Origin of the sequence: Streptomyces albireticuli, assembly GCF_002192455.1 — a bacterium.
GTDB lineage: Bacteria > Actinomycetota > Actinomycetes > Streptomycetales > Streptomycetaceae > Streptomyces > Streptomyces albireticuli_B.
On the sequence record NZ_CP021744.1, the window covers coordinates 2,162,546 to 2,183,418 of the forward strand.

General features: G+C 73.1%; 19 protein-coding genes. 6 read left to right on the plus strand and 13 right to left on the minus strand.

Annotated features, from left to right (window positions below; translation table 11 throughout):
* The first annotated feature begins 24 nt into the window (after nt 1-24).
* The 3 genes from SMD11_RS37030 to SMD11_RS08940 all read left to right on the plus strand — a co-directional run bounded on the left by SMD11_RS37030 (nt 25) and on the right by SMD11_RS08940 (nt 1,107).
* Nucleotides 25-96 (plus strand): putative leader peptide, encoded by a 72-nt coding sequence (locus SMD11_RS37030; RefSeq protein ID WP_311775615.1) that lies wholly within the window; start codon nt 25-27, stop codon nt 94-96.
* A 70-nt stretch (nt 97-166) separates the two neighbouring features.
* Nucleotides 167-718, plus strand: a complete 552-nt coding sequence (locus SMD11_RS08935) for a cysteine dioxygenase (RefSeq protein ID WP_199843830.1) — start codon at nt 167-169, stop codon at nt 716-718.
* Nucleotides 715-1,107: a rhodanese-like domain-containing protein gene (locus tag SMD11_RS08940; protein ID WP_087925943.1), complete on the plus strand. Its 393-nt coding sequence runs from the start codon at nt 715-717 to the stop codon at nt 1,105-1,107. The genes SMD11_RS08935 and SMD11_RS08940 overlap by 4 nt, the downstream gene beginning before the upstream one ends.
* A gap of 153 nt (nt 1,108-1,260) precedes the next feature.
* On the opposite strand, the gene recX is transcribed toward SMD11_RS08940, so the two are convergent.
* From recX to SMD11_RS08960, 4 genes are all read right to left on the minus strand, one after another.
* The gene (gene recX / locus SMD11_RS08945; RefSeq protein ID WP_087925944.1) at nt 1,261-1,887 is read right to left on the minus strand and encodes a recombination regulator RecX; all 627 of its coding nucleotides are present in this window, start codon (nt 1,885-1,887) and stop codon (nt 1,261-1,263) included.
* Between the two features lie 3 nt (nt 1,888-1,890).
* Nucleotides 1,891-3,015 carry a recombinase RecA gene (recA, locus tag SMD11_RS08950; RefSeq protein WP_087925945.1) on the minus strand — a complete coding sequence of 375 codons (1,125 nt, stop codon included), beginning with the start codon at nt 3,013-3,015 and terminating at the stop codon, nt 1,891-1,893.
* 153 nt (nt 3,016-3,168) lie between these two features.
* Nucleotides 3,169-4,227, minus strand: coding sequence for an AI-2E family transporter (locus SMD11_RS08955; protein WP_234366376.1), 1,059 nt, complete (start codon nt 4,225-4,227; stop codon nt 3,169-3,171).
* Nucleotides 4,228-4,437: 210 nt separating this feature from the next.
* Nucleotides 4,438-4,632 carry a DUF3046 domain-containing protein gene (locus tag SMD11_RS08960; RefSeq protein WP_087925947.1) on the minus strand — a complete coding sequence of 65 codons (195 nt, stop codon included), beginning with the start codon at nt 4,630-4,632 and terminating at the stop codon, nt 4,438-4,440.
* A 79-nt stretch (nt 4,633-4,711) separates the two neighbouring features.
* Between SMD11_RS08960 and SMD11_RS08965 the strand changes: the two genes are divergently transcribed.
* The 3 genes from SMD11_RS08965 to SMD11_RS08975 all read left to right on the plus strand — a co-directional run bounded on the left by SMD11_RS08965 (nt 4,712) and on the right by SMD11_RS08975 (nt 11,388).
* Nucleotides 4,712-5,632, plus strand: a complete 921-nt coding sequence (locus tag SMD11_RS08965) for a hypothetical protein (RefSeq protein WP_087925948.1) — start codon at nt 4,712-4,714, stop codon at nt 5,630-5,632.
* A gap of 97 nt (nt 5,633-5,729) precedes the next feature.
* Complete coding sequence (locus tag SMD11_RS08970) at nt 5,730-10,496, plus strand: ATP-dependent helicase (protein ID WP_087925949.1); 4,767 nt, start codon at nt 5,730-5,732, stop codon at nt 10,494-10,496.
* An 85-nt stretch (nt 10,497-10,581) separates the two neighbouring features.
* On the plus strand, nt 10,582-11,388 hold the full coding sequence (locus SMD11_RS08975) for a DNA-formamidopyrimidine glycosylase family protein (protein WP_087930373.1): 807 nt from the start codon (nt 10,582-10,584) through the stop codon (nt 11,386-11,388).
* 72 nt (nt 11,389-11,460) lie between these two features.
* On the opposite strand, the gene SMD11_RS08980 is transcribed toward SMD11_RS08975, so the two are convergent.
* The 9 genes from SMD11_RS08980 to SMD11_RS09020 form a co-directional block, all read right to left on the minus strand.
* Nucleotides 11,461-11,742 (minus strand): hypothetical protein, encoded by a 282-nt coding sequence (locus SMD11_RS08980; protein WP_234365973.1) that lies wholly within the window; start codon nt 11,740-11,742, stop codon nt 11,461-11,463.
* Between the two features lie 403 nt (nt 11,743-12,145).
* Nucleotides 12,146-12,616 carry a Dps family protein gene (locus SMD11_RS08985; protein ID WP_087925950.1) on the minus strand — a complete coding sequence of 157 codons (471 nt, stop codon included), beginning with the start codon at nt 12,614-12,616 and terminating at the stop codon, nt 12,146-12,148.
* Nucleotides 12,617-12,780: 164 nt separating this feature from the next.
* A complete protein-coding gene (locus SMD11_RS08990; protein WP_086566431.1) occupies nt 12,781-13,164 on the minus strand; it encodes a helix-turn-helix domain-containing protein in 384 nt (127 codons plus the stop codon).
* A 109-nt stretch (nt 13,165-13,273) separates the two neighbouring features.
* On the minus strand, nt 13,274-13,813 hold the full coding sequence (locus SMD11_RS08995) for a CinA family protein (protein WP_087925951.1): 540 nt from the start codon (nt 13,811-13,813) through the stop codon (nt 13,274-13,276).
* On the minus strand, nt 13,810-14,460 hold the full coding sequence (pgsA, locus tag SMD11_RS09000) for a CDP-diacylglycerol--glycerol-3-phosphate 3-phosphatidyltransferase (RefSeq protein WP_087925952.1): 651 nt from the start codon (nt 14,458-14,460) through the stop codon (nt 13,810-13,812). Before pgsA ends, SMD11_RS08995 begins: the two co-directional genes overlap by 4 nt.
* A complete protein-coding gene (gene rimO, locus SMD11_RS09005; protein WP_087925953.1) occupies nt 14,457-15,944 on the minus strand; it encodes a 30S ribosomal protein S12 methylthiotransferase RimO in 1,488 nt (495 codons plus the stop codon). The genes pgsA and rimO overlap by 4 nt, the downstream gene beginning before the upstream one ends.
* A 158-nt stretch (nt 15,945-16,102) precedes the next feature.
* Nucleotides 16,103-16,927 (minus strand): helix-turn-helix domain-containing protein, encoded by an 825-nt coding sequence (locus SMD11_RS09010; RefSeq protein ID WP_087925954.1) that lies wholly within the window; start codon nt 16,925-16,927, stop codon nt 16,103-16,105.
* 231 nt (nt 16,928-17,158) lie between these two features.
* A complete protein-coding gene (locus tag SMD11_RS09015) occupies nt 17,159-19,918 on the minus strand; it encodes a DNA translocase FtsK (protein ID WP_087930375.1) in 2,760 nt (919 codons plus the stop codon).
* Between the two features lie 104 nt (nt 19,919-20,022).
* Nucleotides 20,023-20,706: a response regulator gene (locus tag SMD11_RS09020; protein WP_087925955.1), complete on the minus strand. Its 684-nt coding sequence runs from the start codon at nt 20,704-20,706 to the stop codon at nt 20,023-20,025.
* Nucleotides 20,707-20,873 lie beyond the last annotated feature (167 nt).

Below are 20,873 nucleotides of genomic sequence, written 5' to 3' on the forward strand. Positions count from 1 at the left end.
CTACTCACTGTGACTGACAGCGGCGTGCGCTTCTGGCGGAGGGTCCATCTCGACCTCGTCCGCTACGCGGGCTGTGTCTGTCGTCCGTCCTGCTGATCCGCTCCCCCCGCCGCGTGGCCGCGTCGAGTGCCGCGCGCTCCTTCGCGATCACTCAGGACGGTCCTCCGTGTCTCTTCCCGCCCGTACGTCCGCGCCTTCCGGTGCGGTGGCCCCGGCTCTCTCCGGCGCGCCCTCGGCCGCCGACCTCCTCGACTTCGCCCGCCGGACGGCCGGCGATCCCGCGCTCGTCGCCGCGCTCCCCCTCGATCCCCAGGGCCGGACCTGGGTCCGTCTGGAAGGGCCGGGCGGCAGCGAGGCGTGGCTGATCGGCTGGCCGCCGGGCAGCGGCACCGGCTGGCACGACCACGGCGGTTCCCATGGGGCCTTCGCCGCGGCGGCGGGGGTGCTGACCGAGCAGTCGCTCGCCGCGCAGTTGCCCACGGAGGGCTGGCGGACGCTGGAGCTGGTCGACGGCGTCGACCGCGAGCGGCAGCTGTCCGACGGGCGTGGCCGGGCCTTCGGCCCGCATCATGTGCACCAGGTGCTCAATCCGTCGCCGGACCGGCACGCCGTGTCCGTGCACGCCTATTACCCGCCGCTGCCGATGATGCGGCGGTACAGCCGCTCGGGCCAGGTGCTGCGGCTGGAGCAGGTCGAGTGGCCGGAGGAGTGGGCATGAGGGTCGAGGAACTGCTGACGGCCGCCCGGGAGGGGCTCGACCGCCTCGGTCCGGCGGAGGCCGCCGCCGCGCGGGACGAGGGCGGGCTGCTCGTCGACATCCGCTACGCGGCACTCCGGGAGCGCGACGGGGTCATCCCCGGGGCCCTGATCGTCGAGCGCAACGAGCTGGAGTGGCGGCTGGACCCGGTGTGCGAGCACCGCGCGCCGGAGGCCACGGGGCACGACCTGCGCGTGGTCGTGATCTGCAACGAGGGCTACGCCTCCAGCCTCGCCGCCGTCTCCCTGCGCGCGCTGGGCCTGCGCCGTGCGACGGATCTGGTCGGCGGCTTCCAGGCCTGGCGGGCGGCGGGGCTGCCGGTGGCGGCCCCTGCCCGCCCTCTGCCGTAGGGGCGACTGCCACCGCCATGGCCTTCGCGCGCCGGGCCGTCCGGACTTCGCGGCCGGAGCGCGGGACGGAGCCAGGCAGGAGAGGGAGACAGGACTCCCGGGCCCGCCGGAGGGCAAGACGGCTCAGTGCCTCCGGGGCCCTGGGCCGTTGGGCTAGGCATCCGGCAGATAGTGCTCCAGCAGCTCCGGCTCCTCGCCTTCCTCCTCCAGGGCCCGGCGCACCACCCGGAGGGCGAGGCCCTCGGGGTATCCCTTGCGGGCCAGCATTCCGGCGAGGCGGCGGAGCCGCTTCTCCCGGTCCAGCCCGCGGGTCGCCCGCAGCTTGCGGTCGACCAGCTCGCGGGCGGTGCGCTCCTCCTGCTCGGAGTCGAGCCGGCCGACCGCTTCGTCGATCACCGCGGCGTCCACGCCCTTGGTGCGCAGCTCGCGCGCCAGGGCGCGGCGGGCCAGGCCCCGGCCGTGGTGCCGGGACTCGACCCACGCGCCGGCGAACGCCGAGTCGTCGATGAGGCCCACGTCCTCGAAGCGGGAGAGGACCTCTTCCGCCACCTCGGCCGGGATGTCCCGCTTGGCCAGCGCGTCCGCGAGCTGCTTGCGGGTGCGCGGGGATCCGGTGAGCAGGCGCAGGCAGATCGCCCGCGCCTGCTCCTCGGGTCGCGGTGGCGCTCCGCCCCCGGCCCTCGACGAGGACGGGGCGTCACCGCGGGTCGGGTCGGCCGGGAGCGGGTCCGGCCGGTCTCCCCCGGCACCGGACGGGGGGTATTCCGATCGCCGTGTCACGGATCAGCTCTTGGCGGCCGTGGCCTTGGTCGCCTTGCCCGTGGACTTCGCCGGAGCGGGCACCGACTTGGCCGGCTCGGCGGCAGCGGCACCGGCCGCGTCCGCGCCGGGCTCGGCGGCCGGGGTCTCGGGCCGGACGCCCACGCCCAGCTTCTCCTTGATCTTCTTCTCGATCTCGTTGGCGAGGTCGGGGTTGTCCTTGAGGAAGTTGCGGGCGTTCTCCTTGCCCTGGCCGAGCTGGTCGCCCTCGTAGGTGTACCAAGCGCCGGCCTTGCGGACGAAGCCGTGCTCGACGCCCATGTCGATCAGGCCGCCCTCGCGGCTGATGCCCTGGCCGTAGAGGATGTCGAACTCGGCCTGCTTGAAGGGCGGCGAGACCTTGTTCTTCACGACCTTCACGCGGGTGCGGTTGCCGACCGCCTCCGTGCCGTCCTTGAGGGTCTCGATGCGGCGGATGTCCAGACGCACGGAGGCGTAGAACTTCAGCGCGCGGCCACCCGTCGTCGTCTCCGGCGAGCCGAACATGACGCCGATCTTCTCGCGGAGCTGGTTGATGAAGATCGCGGTGGTCTTGGACTGGTTCAGCGCGCTGGTGATCTTACGGAGCGCCTGGCTCATCAGCCGGGCCTGGAGGCCGACGTGCGAGTCGCCCATCTCGCCCTCGATCTCCGCGCGCGGCACCAGGGCGGCGACGGAGTCGATGACGATCAGGTCGAGGGCACCGGAGCGGACCAGCATGTCCACGATCTCCAGCGCCTGCTCGCCGGTGTCCGGCTGGGAGAGGATCAGGTTGTCCGTGTCGACGCCGAGCGCCTTCGCGTACTCCGGGTCGAGCGCGTGCTCCGCGTCGACGAAGGCGACCGTGCCGCCCGCCCGCTGGGCGTTGGCCACGGCGTGCAGGGTCAGGGTCGTCTTACCGGAGGACTCCGGGCCGTACACCTCCACGACGCGGCCGCGGGGCAGTCCGCCGACGCCGAGGGCGACGTCGAGAGCGGTCGACCCGGTGGGGATCACCTCGATGGGCTCGTTCGGCCGGTCGCCGAGGCGCATCACCGCGCCCTTGCCGAATTGGCGTTCAATCTGTGCGAGAGCGGCGTCCAGCGCCTTCTCGCGGTCGGTTCCTGCCATGGGTTCCACCCGGTTTGCTTGAGTCGATCGCTTCACGTCAACGACGCTAACGCCTGCCACTGACAATGGCCCCGGGCACCGCCCCAGCCTGTGGATAACTCGCCTCTCAGGAGGCCCGGTAACACCCATGAGAATGGATGTTCGATTTCGGTGTCAAGCAGGCCGCCCCTGGACACGCGGGTCGTCCGTGACGTCGTAACGCTTCACGTACGCCCCCAGGAACGCCTGGAGTGTCGCGGTCGCCGGAATGGCGACGAGCGCGCCCACCGCACCGAGCAGCGCGGTGCCGGCGACCACCGAACCGAAGGCCACGGCCGGGTGGATGTCCACGGTCCTGGCGGTGATCCGGGGCTGGAGCACATAGTTCTCGAACTGCTGGTAGACCACGACGAAGCCGAGCACCCACACCGCGTACCAGGGGTTCACGGTGAAGGCGAGCAGCATGGGCAGGGCGCCCGCGAGGTAGGTGCCGATGGTCGGGATGAACTGGGAGACGAGCCCGACCCAGATCGCCAGCGCCGGGGCGTAGGGCACACCCAGGACCTCCAGCAGAACATAGTGCGCGACGCCGGAGATCAGCGCCATCAGCGCGCGCGAGTAGAGGTAACCGCCCGTCTTGGCGACGGCGATCTCCCAGGCCCGCAGCACCTCCGCCTGCCGGCGGGGCGGCAGCACGGAGCACAGGGCGCGCCGCAGCCGGGGCCCGTCGGCCGCGAAGTAGAACGAGAACAGCACGATCGTCAGCAGCTGGAACAGCCCGCCGAGGACGGTGGCGGAGACGTCCAGCACCCCGCCGGCGCTGCTCTTCAGGTACTTCTGGAGCCAGTCCGAGTGCAGCACGCTCTCCTGGACCTCGACCCGGGAGAGGTGGGTGCGGAACGTCCGGTTGATCCACCTGATCACCGAGTCCAGGTAGGAGGGGAAGTTCTCCACCATGGTGATGATCTGATCGGCAAGCATCGAGCCGAGGAGGGTGAAGAACCCCGCCGCGACGACGGTGATGCCGAGGAAGACCAGGCCCGTCGCGAGCCCCCGGCGCATCCCGCGCGCGGCCATCCGCGCCACGGCCGGCTCGATGGCCAGGGCCAGGAAGAAGGCGATCAGGATGTTGAGCAGCAGCCCGATGAGCTGGTGGAAGGCCCACTCCGCCAGCTGGAAGCAGGCGAAGAGAGCGAGCGCCGCGACCATCGCGCGGGGCAGCCAGCGCGGCATGCGGGCATCGGAGTCGGGCGGGGGCGGTGGGGTGGAGGAGTCCGGAGCCGTGTCGTCTGCTGCCACGGGCTCAGTGTGGACCATCGGGTGGAGCGGGTACGGGAACGTTCCCGTACCCGGCCGGGTACGCGCCGGAGGGACCAGCCGACCGGCCCCCGGTTCCGTCCGGGCGGCCCTCCGGACGAGGGGCCGGCCAGGGACGTCAAAGGGTCAGCGGCGGTCCTCGGGGATCTCCAGCGCCCGGCACACACCGCGCCAGACGTCCTTGGCGTTCCAGCCCGCGTCCAGCGCCTCGTGCACGGTCCTCCCGCCGAGCTCGGACATCACATGATCGCGCGCGAAGGAGTCGGCGTACGCCGCGCCGAAATAATCCGCCATCCGCTGCCAGAAGACCGTCAACCGCATGCGACCAGTATCCCGCCCCTGAGAGTGCTGCCCCGCACGAGCCGCTGACCGGCGGCCCTTTCCGTCCTACGGTCGGTGCATGGCCCGATCCGGAGCATCCCCCGCAGCCCGTGCCGAGCAGTTCGTCTGGCTGACCGCCCGCGCCCTCGAACAGCGGAGATTCGCTTTCCACTTCCTGGACGGCGGACCCGACGCCGTCGAGACGGCCCTGAACGCCTATCTGGGCGACGACGGTGGGTACGGCTACGCCCTGGAGCCCGATCTGCGCGGCCCGGTCAGCCAGCCGCTGCACACCGCGCACGCGCTCCACGTGCTCGACGAGATCGGCCGCTGCGGCGACCGCCGGGTGGAGCGGGTCTGCCGTTATCTGACGTCCGTCTCCACCCCGGACGGCGCCCTGCCCGCGCTGCACCCTTCGCTGCGCGGCTACCCGGCGGCCCCCTGGCTCCCCGTGGTCGACGACCCGCCGAGCGACCTGCTCGCCACCGGCCCCGTCGTCGGCCTGCTGCACCGCAACGCGGTGTGGCACGCGTGGCTGTTCCGGGCGACCGACTTCTGCTGGGAAGCCGTCGACGCCCTGGGCGACGGCGCGAAGACTCACCCGTACGAGGTCCAGGCGGCCGTCGCCTTCCTCGACGGCGCCCCGGACCGGGCCCGCGCGGAGGCGGCCGCGGAGCGGCTGGGCCGGGTGGTGCGGGAACAGCGGCTGGTGGTCCTGGACCCCGACTGCATCACCGGCCATCCCGTCGCGGAGGGCTACGCGCCGGGCGAACTCCACTTCCCGTACGACTTCGCCCGGCGCCCCGGCTCCCTGGCCCGCCCCTGGTTCAGCGACGCGGAGCTGGAGCGGTCGCTGGACTTCCTCACCGCCTCGCAGGAGGAGGACGGTGGCTGGCCGATCCGCTGGCGCGCGTGGGCGCCGGGCACCAGGCTGGAGGGCCGGCCGATGGTGACGATCACCGCGCTGCTGACGCTGCGCGCGTACGGCCGGATCGCCTGACCCGCGAAGGCGCGGAGCCCGGCGGAGAACCCGCCCCGCGCCCTCTCCGACCTGCGGTTCCGGGGCGTTGTCAGTGGTGCGGTGCACGATGGGGTGCATGGCGGACGACGTGGCGGCCGGTACGGCGGCGGATGCGACGGGGGACCCGGCCGAGGGCCTCGCGGGGTTCTCCCCCGCGACGCGCTCCTGGTTCACGGGGGCGTTCACCGCGCCCACGGCCGCGCAGAGCGGCGCCTGGCGGGCGATCGGCCGGGGCTCCGACGTCCTGGTGGTGGCCCCTACGGGTTCGGGCAAGACCCTGGCCGCCTTCCTCGCCTCCCTGGACCGGCTGGCGAGCACCCCGCCACCCGCCGAGCCCAAGAAGCGCTGCCGGGTGCTCTATGTCTCCCCGCTCAAGGCCCTCGCCGTCGACGTCGAGCGGAATCTCCGCAGCCCGCTCACGGGGATCCGGCAGGAGTCCGTGCGGCTGGGCCTGCCCGAGCCCGAGGTCCGGGTGGGGATCCGGTCCGGCGACACCCCGCCGGCCGAGCGCCGGGCGCTGGTCAACCGCCCTCCGGACATCCTGATCACCACCCCGGAGTCCCTGTTCCTGATGCTCACGTCCGCCGCGCGCGACGCGCTCGCGGGGGTGGAGACGGTCATCCTGGACGAGGTGCACGCCGTCGCCGGCACCAAGCGGGGCGCACACCTCGCGCTCTCGCTGGAGCGCCTCGACACCCTGCTGGCGCGCCCGGCCCGGCGCATCGGCCTCTCCGCGACCGTCCGGCCGGTCGACGAGGTGGCCCGCTATCTGTCGCCGCAGCGCAAGGTCGAGATCGTCCAGCCGCCGTCCGGCAAGGAGTTCGACCTCTCGGTCGTCGTCCCCGTGGAGGACCTGGGAGAGCTCGGCGCCTCGCCCGTGCAGGAGGGCGACGCCAAGGAGAAGCCGTCGATCTGGCCGCACGTGGAGGAGCGGATCGCCGACCTCGTCCAGGCGCACCGCTCCACGATCGTGTTCGCCAACTCCCGCCGCCTCGCCGAGCGGCTGTGCAACCGGCTCAACGAGATCGCCTACGAGCGGGCCACCGGCGAGCCCCTGCCCGAGCACCACTCCCCCGCGGAGCTGATGGCCGAGTCCGGCGCGGCGCGGGGGGCTCCCCCGGTGCTGGCACGCGCCCACCACGGCTCGGTCTCCAAGGAGCAGCGGGCGCTGGTCGAGGAGGACCTGAAGGCCGGCCGGCTGCCGGCCGTCGTCGCCACCTCCAGCCTGGAGCTGGGCATCGACATGGGCGCGGTGGACCTGGTCGTCCAGGTCGAGTCGCCGCCCTCGGTGGCCTCCGGGCTCCAGCGGGTCGGCCGCGCCGGGCACCAGGTCGGCGCGGTCTCCACCGGCGTCGTCTTCCCCAAGTACCGCGGCGACCTGGTGCAGGCCGCCGTCGTGACGGAGCGGATGCGCGCGGGGGCCATCGAGGCGCTGCGGGTGCCCGCCAACCCCCTGGACGTCCTGGCCCAGCAGATCGTCGCCATGGTGGCGGTCGACACCTGGGAGGTGACGGAGCTGCTGGCCGTGGTGCGGCGCGCGGCCCCCTTCGCCGCGCTGCCCGAGTCCGCCTTCACGGCGGTGCTCGACATGCTCGCCGGGCGCTATCCGTCCGACGCCTTCGCGGAGCTGCGGCCGCGCCTGGTCTGGGACCGGGTGGCCGGCACGCTCAGCGGGCGCCCCGGGGCGCAGCGGCTCGCCGTCACCTCCGGCGGCACCATCCCCGACCGCGGCCTCTTCGGTGTGTTCCTGGCGGGCGCGGAGTCCGGGAAGGGCGCCAAGGGCGGCCGCCGGGTCGGCGAGCTGGACGAGGAGATGGTGTACGAGTCGCGGGTGGGCGACGTCTTCACCCTGGGCACCACCTCATGGCGGATCGAGGACATCACCCGCGACCGGGTCCTGGTCACCCCGGCGCCGGGGGTTCCCGGCCGGCTGCCGTTCTGGAAGGGCGACCAGCTGGGCCGCCCGCTCGAACTGGGCCGGGCGCTGGGCGCCTTCCTGCGGGAGGTCGGCGGCCTGGCGCCCGAGGCGGCCCGGGAGCGGCTCGCCGCGGCCGGTCTCGACACCTGGGCGGCGGACAACGTCCTGGCGTATCTCGCCGAGCAGCGCCAGGCCTGCGGCCATGTGCCCGACGACCGGACGGTCGTGGTGGAGCGCTTCCGTGACGAGCTGGGCGACTGGCGGGTCGTCGTCCACTCCCCCTTCGGCGCGCAGGTGCACGCCCCGTGGGCCCTGGCGCTCGGCGCCCGGCTCACCGAGCGGTACGGCATGGACGCCCAGGTGATGCACGCCGACGACGGCATCGTGCTGCGGTTGCCCGACGCCGATCTGATGGGCCTGGACCTGCTGGACGCCGACCCCGCCCGGCAGGGCGCGGAGTACGACGCGGAGCAGTCCCCCGTCGGGGCCGCCGATGTGGCCTTCGACCAGGGCGAGGTCGCCCAGCTGGTCACGGACCAGGTGGGCGGCTCGGCGCTGTTCGCCGCGCGGTTCCGGGAGTGCGCCGCCCGCGCCCTGCTGCTGCCCCGCCGCAACCCCGGCAAGCGCACCCCGCTGTGGCAGCAGCGCCAGCGGGCGGCCCAGCTGTTGCAGGTGGCCGAGGAGTTCGGCTCGTTCCCGATCGTCCTGGAGGCCGTCCGCGAGTGCCTCCAGGACGTCTTCGACGTCCCTGGTCTGACCGAGCTGATGGGCGACATCGAGGCCCGCCGCGTCCGGCTGGTGGAAGTGACCACGCCGGAGCCCTCGCCGTTCGCGCGCTCACTGCTGTTCGGCTACGTGGCCCAGTTCCTCTACGAGGGCGACTCCCCGCTCGCCGAGCGCCGGGCCGCCGCCCTCTCCCTGGACTCACGGCTCCTCGCCGAGCTGCTGGGCCAGGCGGAGCTGCGGGAGCTGCTCGACCCGGAGGTGCTGGCCGAGCTGGAGCGCGAGCTCCAGTGGCTGACCGACGACCGGCGGGCCAAGGACGCCGAGGGCGTCGCCGACCTGCTGCGCCTCCTCGGCCCGCTCACCGACGCCGAGCTGGCCGAGCGCGGCGCCGACCCGGAGTGGGTGCGGGAGCTGGCGGCCGCGCGCCGCGCGCTGGGCGTCCGCGTCGCCGGGCGGGACCACTGGGCGGCGATCGAGGACGCCGGACGGCTCCGCGACGCCCTGGGCACGGCCCTGCCCGTCGGCGTTCCGGAGGCCTTCACCGAGCCCGTCAAGGACCCGCTCGGCGATCTCCTCGCCCGCTACGCCCGGACCCACGGGCCCTTCACCTCGGCGCAGGCCGCCGCCCGCTTCGGGCTGGGGCCCGCGGTGACCGACGGGGCGCTCCAGCGCCTCGCGGCGAACGGCCGGGTCGTCCAGGGGGAGTTCCACCCCTCCGGCATCGGTCAGGAATGGTGCGACGCCGCCGTCCTGCGCAGGCTGCGCCGCCGCTCCCTCGCCGCGCTGCGGCACGAGCTGGAGCCGGTGCCGCCCACCGCGCTCGCCGCCTTCCTCCCGCAGTGGCAGCACGTCGGCACCCACAGTCTGCGCGGCGTCGACGGCCTGGTGCGCGCCGTCGAGCAGTTGCAGGGCGCGCCGGTCCCGGCCTCCGCCCTGGAGAAGTTGGTGCTGCCCTCGCGGGTGGCGGACTTCTCCCCGGCGATGCTCGACGAGCTCACGGCGGCGGGCGAGGTCGTCTGGGCGGGGGCGGGCGCGCTGTCCGGCAAGGACGGCTGGGTGTCGCTGCTGCTCGCCGACGCCGCGCCCCTGCTGCTGCCCGAACCGCATCCGCTGGAGCTCTCGCCCGTCCACCGCGCCGTGCTCGACGCCCTCTCGGGCGGGTACGGCCTGTTCTTCCGTCAGATCGCGGACCGGGTGCGCGCGGAGTCCCCCGAGAGCACGGATCCGCAGATCGCCGACGCCGTCTGGGACCTCGCCTGGTCCGGCCGGCTCACCAACGACACCCTCGCCCCGCTCCGCGCCTACCTGGGATCGGGCCGGACGGCGGGCTCCACGGCGCACCGCGCCAAGCGGGCGGTGCCCCGGGGGCGTTACGGCTCCTTCGGCGCCCGCGGCGGGGTGCCGCTGCGCCCCACCGCGTCCCGTGGCGGACCGCCCACGGTCGCGGGCCGCTGGTCGCTGCTGCCCGCGCACGAACCCGATCCCACGCACCGGGCCCACGCCCTGGCCCGTACGCTCCTCGATCGCCACGGCGTGGTGACCCGGGGCGCGGTGGCGGCCGAGGGCGTGGAGGGCGGTTTCTCCGCGGCCTACCGGGTGCTGTCCGTCTTCGAGGAGAGCGGGCAGGCCCGCCGGGGGTACGTCGTCGAGGGCCTGGGCGCCGCGCAGTTCGCCATGGACGGCGCGGTCGACCGGCTGCGGGCCGTCGGCTCGGCACGCGAGCGCGCGGGAGGCGGCGCGTTCGCCGAGGAGCCTTCCGGCCCCTCCTGGGAGGGGCCCGGGTCCGCGCGGAAGCCCGCCCGCCGGCGGGCCGTCGTCCTCGCCGCCGCCGACCCCGCCAACGCCTACGGTGCCGCCCTGCCCTGGCCCGAGCCGCCCGAGGGGGCGACCCACAAGCCCGGCCGCAAGGCGGGCTCCCTCGTGGTGCTCCTCGACGGGGCCCTCGCCCTGTACATGGAGCGCGGCGGCAAGACCCTTCTCGCCTGGCCGGAGGAGGAGGGCGGCGGGGCACTGGAGGCCGACGCCGGGCTCCGCGAGGCCGCTGCAGCCCTCGCCGACGCGGCCCGCGCCGGCGCCCTGGGCACCGTCACGGTCGAGCGGATCAACGGCTCCCCCGCGCTCTCCTCACCGCTGGGTGCCCTGCTGGAGACCGCGGGTTTCCACGCCACGCCGCGCGGGCTGCGCCTGCGGGCGCCCTGACCGCGCCTCCGGGCGGCCGCACCGGGCGGGACGGGGCCGCGAGCCGGGTGCCCCGGCCCGTACCGGCGGCGGCATCATGGTCGGCATGCCCGAAGGAGACACCGTCTGGCGCACGGCCCAGCGCCTCCACGGCGCGCTGGCGGGCGAGCCGCTCACCCGCAGCGACCTGCGCGTCCCCCAGCTCGCCACCGCCGACCTCACAGGTCGGCGCGTCATCGAGGTCGTGCCGCGGGGCAAGCATCTGCTGACCCGCGTCGAGGGCGGCCTCACCCTGCACTCGCACCTCAGGATGGACGGGTCCTGGCGCGTCTTCGCCCCGGGCGAGCGGTGGCGTGGCGGCCCGTCGCACCAGATCCGCGCCGTCCTCGCCAACGCCGCCCACACCGCCGTCGGCTACCGCCTGCCCGTCCTGGAGCTGCTGCGCACGGCGGACGAGGCCACGGCCGTCGGCCATCTCGGCCCCGACCTCCTCGGCCCCGACTGGGACGCCGCCGAGGCGCTGCGCCGCCTGCTCGCCGACCCCGCGCGCCCCCTCGGCGAGGCCGTGCTCGACCAGCGGAACCTCGCGGGCATCGGCAATGTCTACAAGTCGGAGCTCTGCTTCCTGCTCCGCGTCTCCCCCTGGCTGCCGGTGGCTGAGCTGCCCGCGCCCGAACGGCTGCCCGCCCTGGCCAAGAAGCTCCTGGAGGCCAACAAGGACCGGCCCACCCGCACCACCACGGCCGATCCCCGCAGGGACCACCAGCTGTGGGTCTACGGCCGCGCGGGGCGCCCCTGCCGCCGCTGCGGCACTGCTCTGCGCACCGCCGACCAGGGGAAGCCGGGGCAGGAACGCCCCACCTACTGGTGCCCCCGCTGCCAGCCGGAGCATCCCGCTGGGCCGCCCGGGTGACGACGGGACGGTCATGTCCCGCACCGGCCGGCGTGCACCGGCCATGACGCGTGCGGCTCGCGCGGGCCCGGCTCAGGACATGGGCGGCCCACTCCGCCGCCGGGCCATGAGGCTCCCCGCGGCCGCCCGCACGACTCTGGAGACCCGCCGGGGCCGGCGCGTCCACGGCACGCAGTGCACGGGCAGCAGGCTCAGCCCCCAGCCGCCCGCGACGACGAACACTTCCACGGGCCCGCCCCGGCCCGGCTGTCCGAGCGCCCGCAGCGCGGCCCACCACCACAGACCTCCCAGGACGAGCGCGGTACCCAGTCGCCCACGCGACCGGCAGCGGCCCCAGAAGTCACGCCGGATCATGGCTGCCTCCTTCGGCCGACGGTAGACCGGCCGCCCGTCCCGTGGGAGAGCGCACCCAGGTCCGTGGACAGCGCACGTCCTACCCGTACGCGCCCCCTCGGCCGCGCGGAGCGTCGGCCGGACGGTCCGTCATACGGCCGGGCCGGTCCGGTCTCCCGCGCGGGGGAAGCGGATCACGGGCCCGGCCATGCCCCCAGGAGAACGCCGTCACGCCACCACCGCCACCGGAGCGCCCCGAAAGCCCGGACTGCCCATACAGCTCGTACGCCTCGTACGGCCCGAAATGCGGAATCCCCCGGACCACGAGGATCCGGGGGATTCCCTAGACATGAACCGGACAGGCCAGACGTTCGACAAACGGGCCGTTCGACGACCTCGACGCCCATCGGGTCAGCCCGTCACCTCAGGCGTTCTCCGCCTGGAACATCCAGTGATGCTTCTCCAGATCACCCGTCAGACCGATCAGAATGTCCTGCGTGACGGGGTCCGGATCACCGGTGACCTGAATACGCTCACGCATTCGAGTGATAACCGCACCGAGCGCATTGACCAGGATCTGCACCGCTCCGGTGTCCTTGTTCCAGCCGTCGCCCACCGGGTCGATGCCGCTGGTCTTCGCGACCGTCTCGGCCCTGCCGTCCGGCGCCACACCGAGGGCGGAGGAGCGCTCGGCGACGGTGTCGGCGTGGATCCGCGCGCTCGCGACGACCTCGTCGAGCTGGAGGTGGACCGAGCGGAAACGTGGCCCCACCACGGTCCAGTGAACCTGCTTGGCCACCAGCGAGAGATCGACCAGGTCGACCAGGGCGCCCTGGAGGGCGTCACCGACGGTCTTACGGTCCTGCTCGGACAGCGGGCTCTTCACCACAGACATCCGCTTCTCCTGTTCGCGTGTCCAGTCCGTTCATTTGCTCCCGGTTCCTCCACCATCGCACAAAGGTGACGAAGGGGACGGAAACGCCAGGATCCCGGTCAGACATCTGACCGGGATCCTCGACGGGAAACACCTGTTTTCCAGACTGCTCTTCCTGACCGCCGTCAGGCCGCGACCACATCCACGGCCTCCGCGGGAGCCTTGATGGTGACTCGCTCCCCCGGCACGCCCGTCACGGACGTCACGGACACCGAATTGAACATAGGCCGCATCGGCGCGGGTACCGGCTCGCTCGCCGCCGCCGACTGCGCCAGCTCGGCGAGCGACAATTCATCACTCACCTCACGCATGACCTCGGACATCCGAACGTCCAGAGCGTCGCAGATTGCGGAGAGAAGCTCGGAGGACGCCTCTTTCTGCCCCCGCTCGACCTCGGAGAGGTAACCGAGCGAGACCCGGGCGGAAGAGGAGACCTCGCGCAGAGTGCGGCCCTGGCGCTGGCGCTGCCGACGCAGCACGTCACCCAGCAGGCGACGGAGCAAAATCATCGGTGGCTCCCTCCTTGGACCGCGAATCCGGATCCTTCACGCCCCACCGTACCGCCTCGGGCTCCGGCCGTGCGGGGAGCTATGTCGTGTTCACTCAGGGCTGTAAACATCAATTCCCCCCGTTGTGTTCCGTATCCTTTGCGCCCACGTTTTCTGTCAGTTCGCCCAGCAGCAGTTCCAGCACGGCTTGTACGCTTTCCGCCCGGATCCGCGCCCGGTCGCCGTCCAGGGACAGCTCCCGCACGGCCGTCGCGCCGGCCGGCCCCGCCGCGGCGACGAAGACCGTACCGACGGGCTTGCCGTCCTGTGCGTCCGGCCCGGCGACACCGGTGGTGGCGACCCCCCAGTCGGCGCCGAGCAGCACCCGCACGCCCCGCGCCATCTGCCCGGCGACCTCGCCGTCGACCGCGCCCCGGGCGGCGAGCAACCCGCCGTCCACGCCCAGCACCTCTCGCTTGACCTCGGTCGCGTACGCCGTGACCGAGCCGCGCACCGCGCGGGACGCGCCCGGCACCGCGGTCAGCTCGGCGGCCACCAGGCCGCCGGTCAGCGACTCGGCGGCGGCCACCGTACGGCCCCCGTCGACCAGGGCCCGCAGGACCGCGGCCGCCGCGCCCTCACCGTCGGCACCGCCCGCCACCGCGCTCATCGCACGGCTTCCCGGCCCACCCGCTCGCGCTGCGCGGCCAGGCCGGCCCGGCGCAGCACGAGGGCCTGCCGTACGTAGTCGAGACCGGTGAGCACGGTCAACGTCACGGCCACCGCCATCACCCAGAAGCGGGCAGTGGCCAACGGCCCGGTCAGCGCCAGGATGTACATCCCCACCGCCACGCCCTGCGCGAGCGTCTTCATCTTGCCGCCGCGGCTGGCCGGGATGACCCCGTGCTTGATCACCCAGAACCGCATCAGCGTGATGCCGACCTCACGGAAGAGGATCACGCCTGTGACCCACCACGGCAGGAGGGTCAGCGAGGACAGGCAGATCAGCGCCGCACCCATGATCGCCTTGTCCGCGATCGGGTCGGCGATCTTGCCGAAGTCGGTGACCAGGTTGTACATCCGGGCCAGGTGCCCGTCGAACAGGTCCGTGATCATGGCGATGGCGAACGCGGCCCAGGCGAAGGATCGCCAGGCCGGGTCGGAACCGCCGTCGTGGAGCATCAGCAGGACGAACCCGGGCACCAGGAGGAGCCGGATCATGGTCAGGATGTTGGCGATGTTCCACAGCCCGGCCGGGGGCCGCACGGCCGTCGCCGGGGCGTGGCCTCCTGCGGCGGAGGCCGGGACTCCGGTCATCTGCGCGCCTCCTCGGAACAGCCTCCGTCACCCAGGGGCTCGGCGACGAGGTCCACGCCCTCGGTCGCCACCACCTTGGCCACGACCATGCTGCCGGGCGCGAACGTCCTGTCGGTGCGGATCATGACCTGACCGTCGGTCTCGGGTGCCTGGTGGGCGGCCCGGCCGATCACACCGTCCTCCTCGTCGACGCGGTCGACGAGTACTTCCATGGTCTCTCCGAGCCGCTCCTCCGCGCGCTGCGCGGTCAGCTCCTCGGCGAGCCGCGAGACCTGCTCCAGCCGCTCCGCGACCACCTCGGGGTCCAGCTTGTCCTCGTAGGTGGCGGCCTCGGTGCCGTCCTCGTCGGAGTAGCCGAAGACGCCGATCGCGTCCAGCCGCGCGCCGGCGAGGAAGCGCTCCAGCTCCGCCACGTCCGCCTCGGTCTCACCGGGGAAGCCGACGATGAAGTTGGAGCGGGCACCCGCCGTCGGCGCCTTGGCGCGGATCTGGTCGAGCAGCTCCAGGAAGCGGTCGGTGTCGCCGAAGCGGCGCATCGCGCGCAGCACGCCGGGCGCCGAGTGCTGGAAGGACAGGTCGAAGTAGGGGGCGATCTTCTCCGTCGACGTCAGGACGTCGATCAGGCCGGGCCGCATCTCGGCCGGCTGGAGGTAGCTGACGCGGACCCGCTCCAGGCCGTCCACGGCCGCCAGCTCCGGCAGCAGCGTCTCCAGCAGCCGGATGTCGCCGAGGTCCTTGCCGTACGAGGTGTTGTTCTCGGAGACCAGCATGACCTCCTTGACGCCCTGCTCCGCGAGCCAGCGCGTCTCGCCCAGCACGTCGGAGGGGCGGCGGGAGATGAAGGACCCGCGGAAGGAGGGGATGGCGCAGAAGGAGCAGCGCCGGTCGCAGCCGGAGGCCAGCTTCACCGAGGCGACCGGGTTGGTGCCCAGCCGGCGGCGCAGCGGCGCCCGGGGCCCGGAGGCCGGGGCGAGGCCGTCCGGCAGGTCGGCCGGCGGGGTGTCCTGCGCGTGGCCGGGCAGGGCGACCTTGCCGGCCTCGCCCGCGCCCTGGCGCTCGGCGGGGCTGATCGGCAGCAGCTTGCGCCGGTCGCGGGGGGTGTGGGAGGCGTGGACGCCGCCGGAGAGGATGGTCTGGAGCCGGTCGGAGATGTCGGCGTAGTCGTCGAAGCCGAGCACGCCGTCGGCCTCGGGCAGCGCCTCGGCGAGCTCCTTGCCGTACCGCTCGGCCATGCAGCCGACGGCGACCACGGCCTGGGTACGGCCGTGGTCCTTGAGGTCATTGGCTTCGAGCAGGGCGTCGACGGAGTCCTTCTTGGCGGCCTCGACGAAGCCACAGGTGTTGACAACGGCCACATCGGCTTCGGCGGCGTCCTCGACGAGGTCCCAGCCATCCGCCGCCAAGCGGCCTGCCAGCTCCTCCGAGTCCACCTCGTTACGGGCGCAGCCAAGTGTGACAAGAGCGACGGTACGGCGTTCGGGCATAGGGCTCAGCCTACTTTGTCCCGGGGCCGTATCGGTTGCCGAGTGTGCACCAGTACCGAGAGGATGGTCACCCGACGGCGTGCCGCTCCCCGTTTCGGCGCCCGCTCCGCCGCTGGTCAGCCGCGGATCGGAGCGGGCGAGGCCGGAACCGGCCCGGATCAGCCCTCCACCGGGTCACCCTTGGTGTAGCTCAGGCGCTGAACCTGCCCGTCGTCGCCCAGGTTCTTGACCTCCTTGCCGTTCACGAACAGCTGTACGGCTCCGGCGTTGCCGAGGACCAGGTCGATCCGCTTGCTGTCGGTGAAGGTCTTGGAGGCTCCCTGCTTGAGGACGCCCTCCTCCAGCAGCTTGCCGTTGTGGTCCTTGGCGGACATCCAGGTCTGGCCGTGGTCGGCGGTGAGCTTGACGGTGACCTTGTTGGCCGGCACGCCGGCGATGGCGCTCTCGGACTGCTCGGGCTTGGGGTCGGCGGGCTTGCCGGGGGTGGCCTTCTTGCTCGGGGCCGTGGACGGCTTGACGGTGGCGGGGTCCGCGGCGACGGAGCCGCCCGAGTCCTTGGCCCCGCCGTTGAAGAGCGTGAAGCCGACGAAGCCCACGACGGCGACGATCGCCGCGACCATCGCGGCCGTCCAGTTGGGGCGCCGGGGCTCGGGGCGGATGCGCTCGGCGTCGAAGAGCGGCGCCGCCGGGGTCGGCGAGGGCCGCCCGCCGTGCTCCGCGGCGTACTGCACGAGCAGCGGGGCGGGGTCCAGTCCGACGGTCCGCGCCAGCACGCGGATATGCCCTCGGGCGTACACGTGGCCACCGCAGCGCGAGAAGTCGTCCTGCTCGATCGCGTGGACGATCGGCACGCGTACGCGGGTGCTCGAACTGACTTCTTCTACGGTCAGCCCCGCACCGATACGAGCCTGCTGGAGGGCCCGGCCGACGGACGGCCGGTCGTCCGCGGGAGTGTCGTCCGCGGGAGAGTTGCCGATGGACACGTGGGCGCCTTTCGAGCGTGCAGCCACCTGCTGGAGGTTCAGTCTAGGGGGGATACGAAAGCGTCGGGCAAGCGGAAAGCCGGACTTTGTACGCCATCAGATGGTTCTACGGCGCCGACTGTGGGACATCGGCCCGCCCCCTCTCCTCAACTGGGCACACCGCCGAGAGAAACGGTTGATCAACCACCTCTTACGAGGGGTTCCCGGCGCCCTGGGAGCCGGTCGCCGCGGCTACGCGTCCCCCCTGATCACCGCGAGCACGGCGTCCAGCTCGTCGGGCTTGACCAGCACGTCGCGAGCCTTGGAGCCCTCGCTCGGGCCCACGATGTTGCGCGACTCCATCAGGTCCATGAGTCTGCCCGCCTTGGCGAATCCCACACGCAATTTCCGCTGGAGCATCGAGGTGGATCCGAACTGGGTGGAGACCACCAGTTCGGCCGCCTGGCACAGGAGGTCGAGATCGTCGCCGATCTCCTCGTCGATCTCCTTCTTCTTCGCCGTGCCGACCGTGACGTCGTCCCGGAAGACCGGGGCCATCTGGTCCTTGCAGTGCTGCACGACCGCCGCGACCTCCGCCTCGGTGACGAAGGCGCCCTGCATGCGGACGGGCTTGCTCGCCCCCATCGGCAGATAGAGGCTGTCGCCCTTGCCGATCAGCTTCTCGGCGCCCGGCTGGTCGAGGATGACCCGGCTGTCGGCGAGCGAGGAGGTCGCGAACGCCAGCCGCGAGGGCACGTTCGCCTTGATCAGGCCCGTGACGACGTCGACGGAGGGGCGCTGGGTGGCGAGCACGAGGTGGATGCCGGCGGCGCGCGCCAGCTGGGTGATGCGGACGATCGAGTCCTCGACGTCGCGCGGCGCGACCATCATCAGGTCGGCCAGCTCGTCCACGATGACCAGCAGGTACGGGTAGGGGGACAGCTCGCGGCCGCTGCCCTCCGGCGGCTTGACCTTGCCGGCCCGGACGGCGGCGTTGAAGTCGTCGATGTGCCGGAAGCCGAAGGCGGCCAGGTCGTCGTAGCGCAGGTCCATCTCGCGGACGACCCACTGGAGGGCCTCGGCGGCGCGCTTGGGGTTGGTGATGATCGGCGTGATCAGGTGCGGGATGCCCTCGTAGGCGGTCAGCTCGACCCGCTTGGGGTCGACCAGCACCATCCGCACGTCGTCCGGGGTCGCCCGGACCATGACCGAGGTGATCAGGCAGTTGATGCAGGACGACTTTCCGGAGCCGGTGGCTCCGGCGACGAGGATGTGCGGCATCTTCGTCAGGTTGGACATGACATAGCCGCCCTCGACGTCCTTGCCGAGCGCCACGAGCATCGGGTGCTCGTCACCCGCGGCGTCCGCCAGCCGCAGCACGTCGCCGAGGTTGACCATCTCGCGGTCGGTGTTGGGGATCTCGATGCCGACCGCGGACTTGCCGGGGATCGGGCTGATGATCCGCACGTCCGGGCTGGCGACGGCGTAGGCGATGTTCTTGGCGAGCGCGGTGATCCGCTCGACCTTGACGGCGGGGCCGAGCTCGACCTCGTAGCGGGTGACCGTCGGGCCGCGGGTGAAGCCGGTGACCGCCGCGTCCACCTTGAACTCCGCGAAGACGTTGGTCAGCGCGGCCACTATGGCGTCGTTGGCGGCGCTGCGGGCCTTGCCCGGTCCGCCGCGCTCCAGCAGGTCGAGCGAGGGCAGCGCGTAGGTGATGTCACCGGACAGCTGGAGCTGCTCGGCGCGCGCGGGGAGGCCCGCCGGGGCCTCGGGTGCGGGGCGGGTGAGGTCGGGGACGTCCTTGGTGAGGTCCAGGACGCCGTCCTCCCGCCCGGTGCCGCGCGCGGCAGGCACGGCGCCCGGCTGCTCCCCGGCGTCCTGGGAGATGCCGCTGCTGAGCCCGGCGACGAGCGGGGTGGGCGGCACGCCGTGCAGCACGGCGCCGTCGACCGAGGCGGCCGCGGCGGCGGCCAGGTCCACGGCGTCCGGCTCCCGGCCGCCCGGCGGTACGGGCTGCCCGGCGGCGCGGCGCGGCTTGCGGCGCTTGCTCAGCGCCTCCTCCTCGGCGTCCGCGGCCAGGGTCTCGTCGAGATCAAGGTGCGCGGATGCGCGCCGGGGGCGCTTGGCGGGCGTTTCGCGCCAGTCCTCGGCGTATTCCTCGCGCCCGGCGTCCTCCGGCTCGTACTCGCCCGGCAGCGGTTCGATCACCCCGAGCCGTACCCCGAGGTGCCGCAGCCGCCGCGGGATGGCGTTGACCGGGGTCGCGGTGACCACCAGCAGGCCGAAGATCGTCAGCAGTACGAGCAGCGGTACGGCGAGGACCCGGCCGACCGTCATTATCAGCGGCGAGGCGGCGGCCCAGCCGATCATCCCGCCCGCGTCCTGGAGGGCCTGGGTGCCAGCGTCCCGGCTGGGCGAGCCACAGGCCACGTGGACCTGCCCGAGGACGCCGACGACCAGCGCGGACAGGCCGATGACGATCCGTCCGTTGGCCTCCGGGCGCTCGGGGTGGCGGAAGAGCCTGAGGGCGATGACGCCGAGCAGTATCGGCACGACCAGGTCGAGGCGGCCGAAGGCGCCGGTGACGAGCATCGTCACCAGCTCCCCGACCGGGCCTTCCAGACTGGACCAGGTGCCGGCGGCGACCACGAGGGCGACCCCGAGCAGCAGCAGGGCGAGGCCGTCCTTACGGTGCGCCGGGTCGAGGTTCTTGGCACCGCGCCCGACGCCGCGGAAGACCGCGCCGACGCCGTGGGCGACCCCGCGGCCGACCCGGCGCACACCGCCGGGAGCGGCGGGCGCGCGGCGCGGCGCGGGCCTGGCCGCGGCCTTCTTGGCGGGAGCCTTACGGGCGGGCGCGCGGCCGGCGGGCTTCGCCGGCGCCTTCTTCGCGCTCTTGGCGGTTGCCTTGGCGGGCGCCTTCCCGGCGGCGCTCGCGGGACGCCCGGCGCGCTGCTTCGAGGGGCCCGCCGTGCTCTGGGAACCCTTGCCGGACGTACGTGAGGCCATGGAGCCGAGATTACCGTCGTCGGGCGCGAGGGACACCCGCGCCCATGCGTTCACCCGTTCGTGTCGCGATCCCGCGCTGCCAAGGGTGACATGGCGTCAGGGAGTCAGCTGGGCGAGGCGAGCGGGCCGGCGGGGCCGCCCGTGCCCGGCTCCAGAGCGTCCAGCGCCCGCCGCAGCCCGGTGAGTTTGCGCTCCAGGTGGGCGGCGGTGGCGATGGCCGCCGCGTCCGCGGACTCGTCGAGCTGCTTGGTGAGCGCCTCTGCCTGCTCCTCGACGGCGGCCAGCCGGGCGGAGAGCTCCGCGAGCAGCCCGGCGGGCTCCTGCGGCGCCGTCGCGCCACCGCGGCTCTGGCCGCTCTCCAGCTGGAGCCGCAACAGCGCGGCCTGCTCCCGCAGCTGGCAGTTCTTCATGTACAGCTCGACGAAGACCGAGACCTTGGCGCGCAGCACCCACGGGTCGAAGGGCTTGGAGATGTAGTCGACCGCGCCCGCGGCGTAACCGCGGAAGGTGTGGTGCGGACCGTGGTTGATCGCGGTGAGGAAGATGATCGGGATGTCCCGCGTCCGCTCCCGCCGCTTGATGTGCGCGGCGGTCTCGAAGCCGTCCATGCCCGGCATCTGGACGTCCAGCAGGATCACCGCGAAATCGTCCGTCAGCAGCGCCTTGAGCGCTTCCTCCCCTGACGATGCCCGCACCAGTGTCTGATCGAGCGCCGAGAGGATGGCCTCCAGCGCCAGCAGATTTTCCGGCCGGTCATCGACCAGGAGGATCTTGGCCTTCTGCACCATGCCCCGTCCTCCTCGCCCCGGCTTGGGGTCGCCCCAGCTCGAAGAGCCGAGGGAAGCACCGGGCGCCGCCCCAGGGGACGACTCCCTTGCGCCGCCCGTCCTTGTGCCGGTCATGGTAGCCGCACCCTGCCGGTCGCCACACCCTGTCACCGCGATGTCACTGTGCA

Excerpts from the sequence above, each read along its gene's own strand:
- recA (WP_087925945.1), bottom strand. The coding sequence starts at position 3,015 with ATGGCAGGAACCGACCGCGAGAAGGCGCTGGACGCCGCTCTCGCACAG.
- SMD11_RS08940 (WP_087925943.1), top strand. The coding sequence starts at position 715 with ATGAGGGTCGAGGAACTGCTGACGGCCGCCCGGGAGGGGCTCGACCGC.
- rimO (WP_087925953.1), bottom strand. The coding sequence starts at position 15,944 with ATGCCCGAACGCCGTACCGTCGCTCTTGTCACACTTGGCTGCGCCCGT.
- SMD11_RS08955 (WP_234366376.1), bottom strand. The coding sequence starts at position 4,227 with ATGCCGCGCTGGCTGCCCCGCGCGATGGTCGCGGCGCTCGCTCTCTTC.
- SMD11_RS08990 (WP_086566431.1), bottom strand. The coding sequence starts at position 13,164 with ATGATTTTGCTCCGTCGCCTGCTGGGTGACGTGCTGCGTCGGCAGCGC.
- SMD11_RS08970 (WP_087925949.1), top strand. The coding sequence starts at position 5,730 with ATGGCGGACGACGTGGCGGCCGGTACGGCGGCGGATGCGACGGGGGAC.
- SMD11_RS08960 (WP_087925947.1), bottom strand. The coding sequence starts at position 4,632 with ATGCGGTTGACGGTCTTCTGGCAGCGGATGGCGGATTATTTCGGCGCG.
- SMD11_RS08975 (WP_087930373.1), top strand. The coding sequence starts at position 10,582 with ATGCCCGAAGGAGACACCGTCTGGCGCACGGCCCAGCGCCTCCACGGC.
- SMD11_RS09020 (WP_087925955.1), bottom strand. The coding sequence starts at position 20,706 with ATGGTGCAGAAGGCCAAGATCCTCCTGGTCGATGACCGGCCGGAAAAT.
- SMD11_RS08995 (WP_087925951.1), bottom strand. The coding sequence starts at position 13,813 with ATGAGCGCGGTGGCGGGCGGTGCCGACGGTGAGGGCGCGGCGGCCGCG.
- SMD11_RS08985 (WP_087925950.1), bottom strand. The coding sequence starts at position 12,616 with ATGTCTGTGGTGAAGAGCCCGCTGTCCGAGCAGGACCGTAAGACCGTC.
- SMD11_RS08980 (WP_234365973.1), bottom strand. The coding sequence starts at position 11,742 with ATGATCCGGCGTGACTTCTGGGGCCGCTGCCGGTCGCGTGGGCGACTG.
- pgsA (WP_087925952.1), bottom strand. The coding sequence starts at position 14,460 with ATGACCGGAGTCCCGGCCTCCGCCGCAGGAGGCCACGCCCCGGCGACG.
- SMD11_RS08965 (WP_087925948.1), top strand. The coding sequence starts at position 4,712 with ATGGCCCGATCCGGAGCATCCCCCGCAGCCCGTGCCGAGCAGTTCGTC.
- SMD11_RS09015 (WP_087930375.1), bottom strand. The coding sequence starts at position 19,918 with ATGGCCTCACGTACGTCCGGCAAGGGTTCCCAGAGCACGGCGGGCCCC.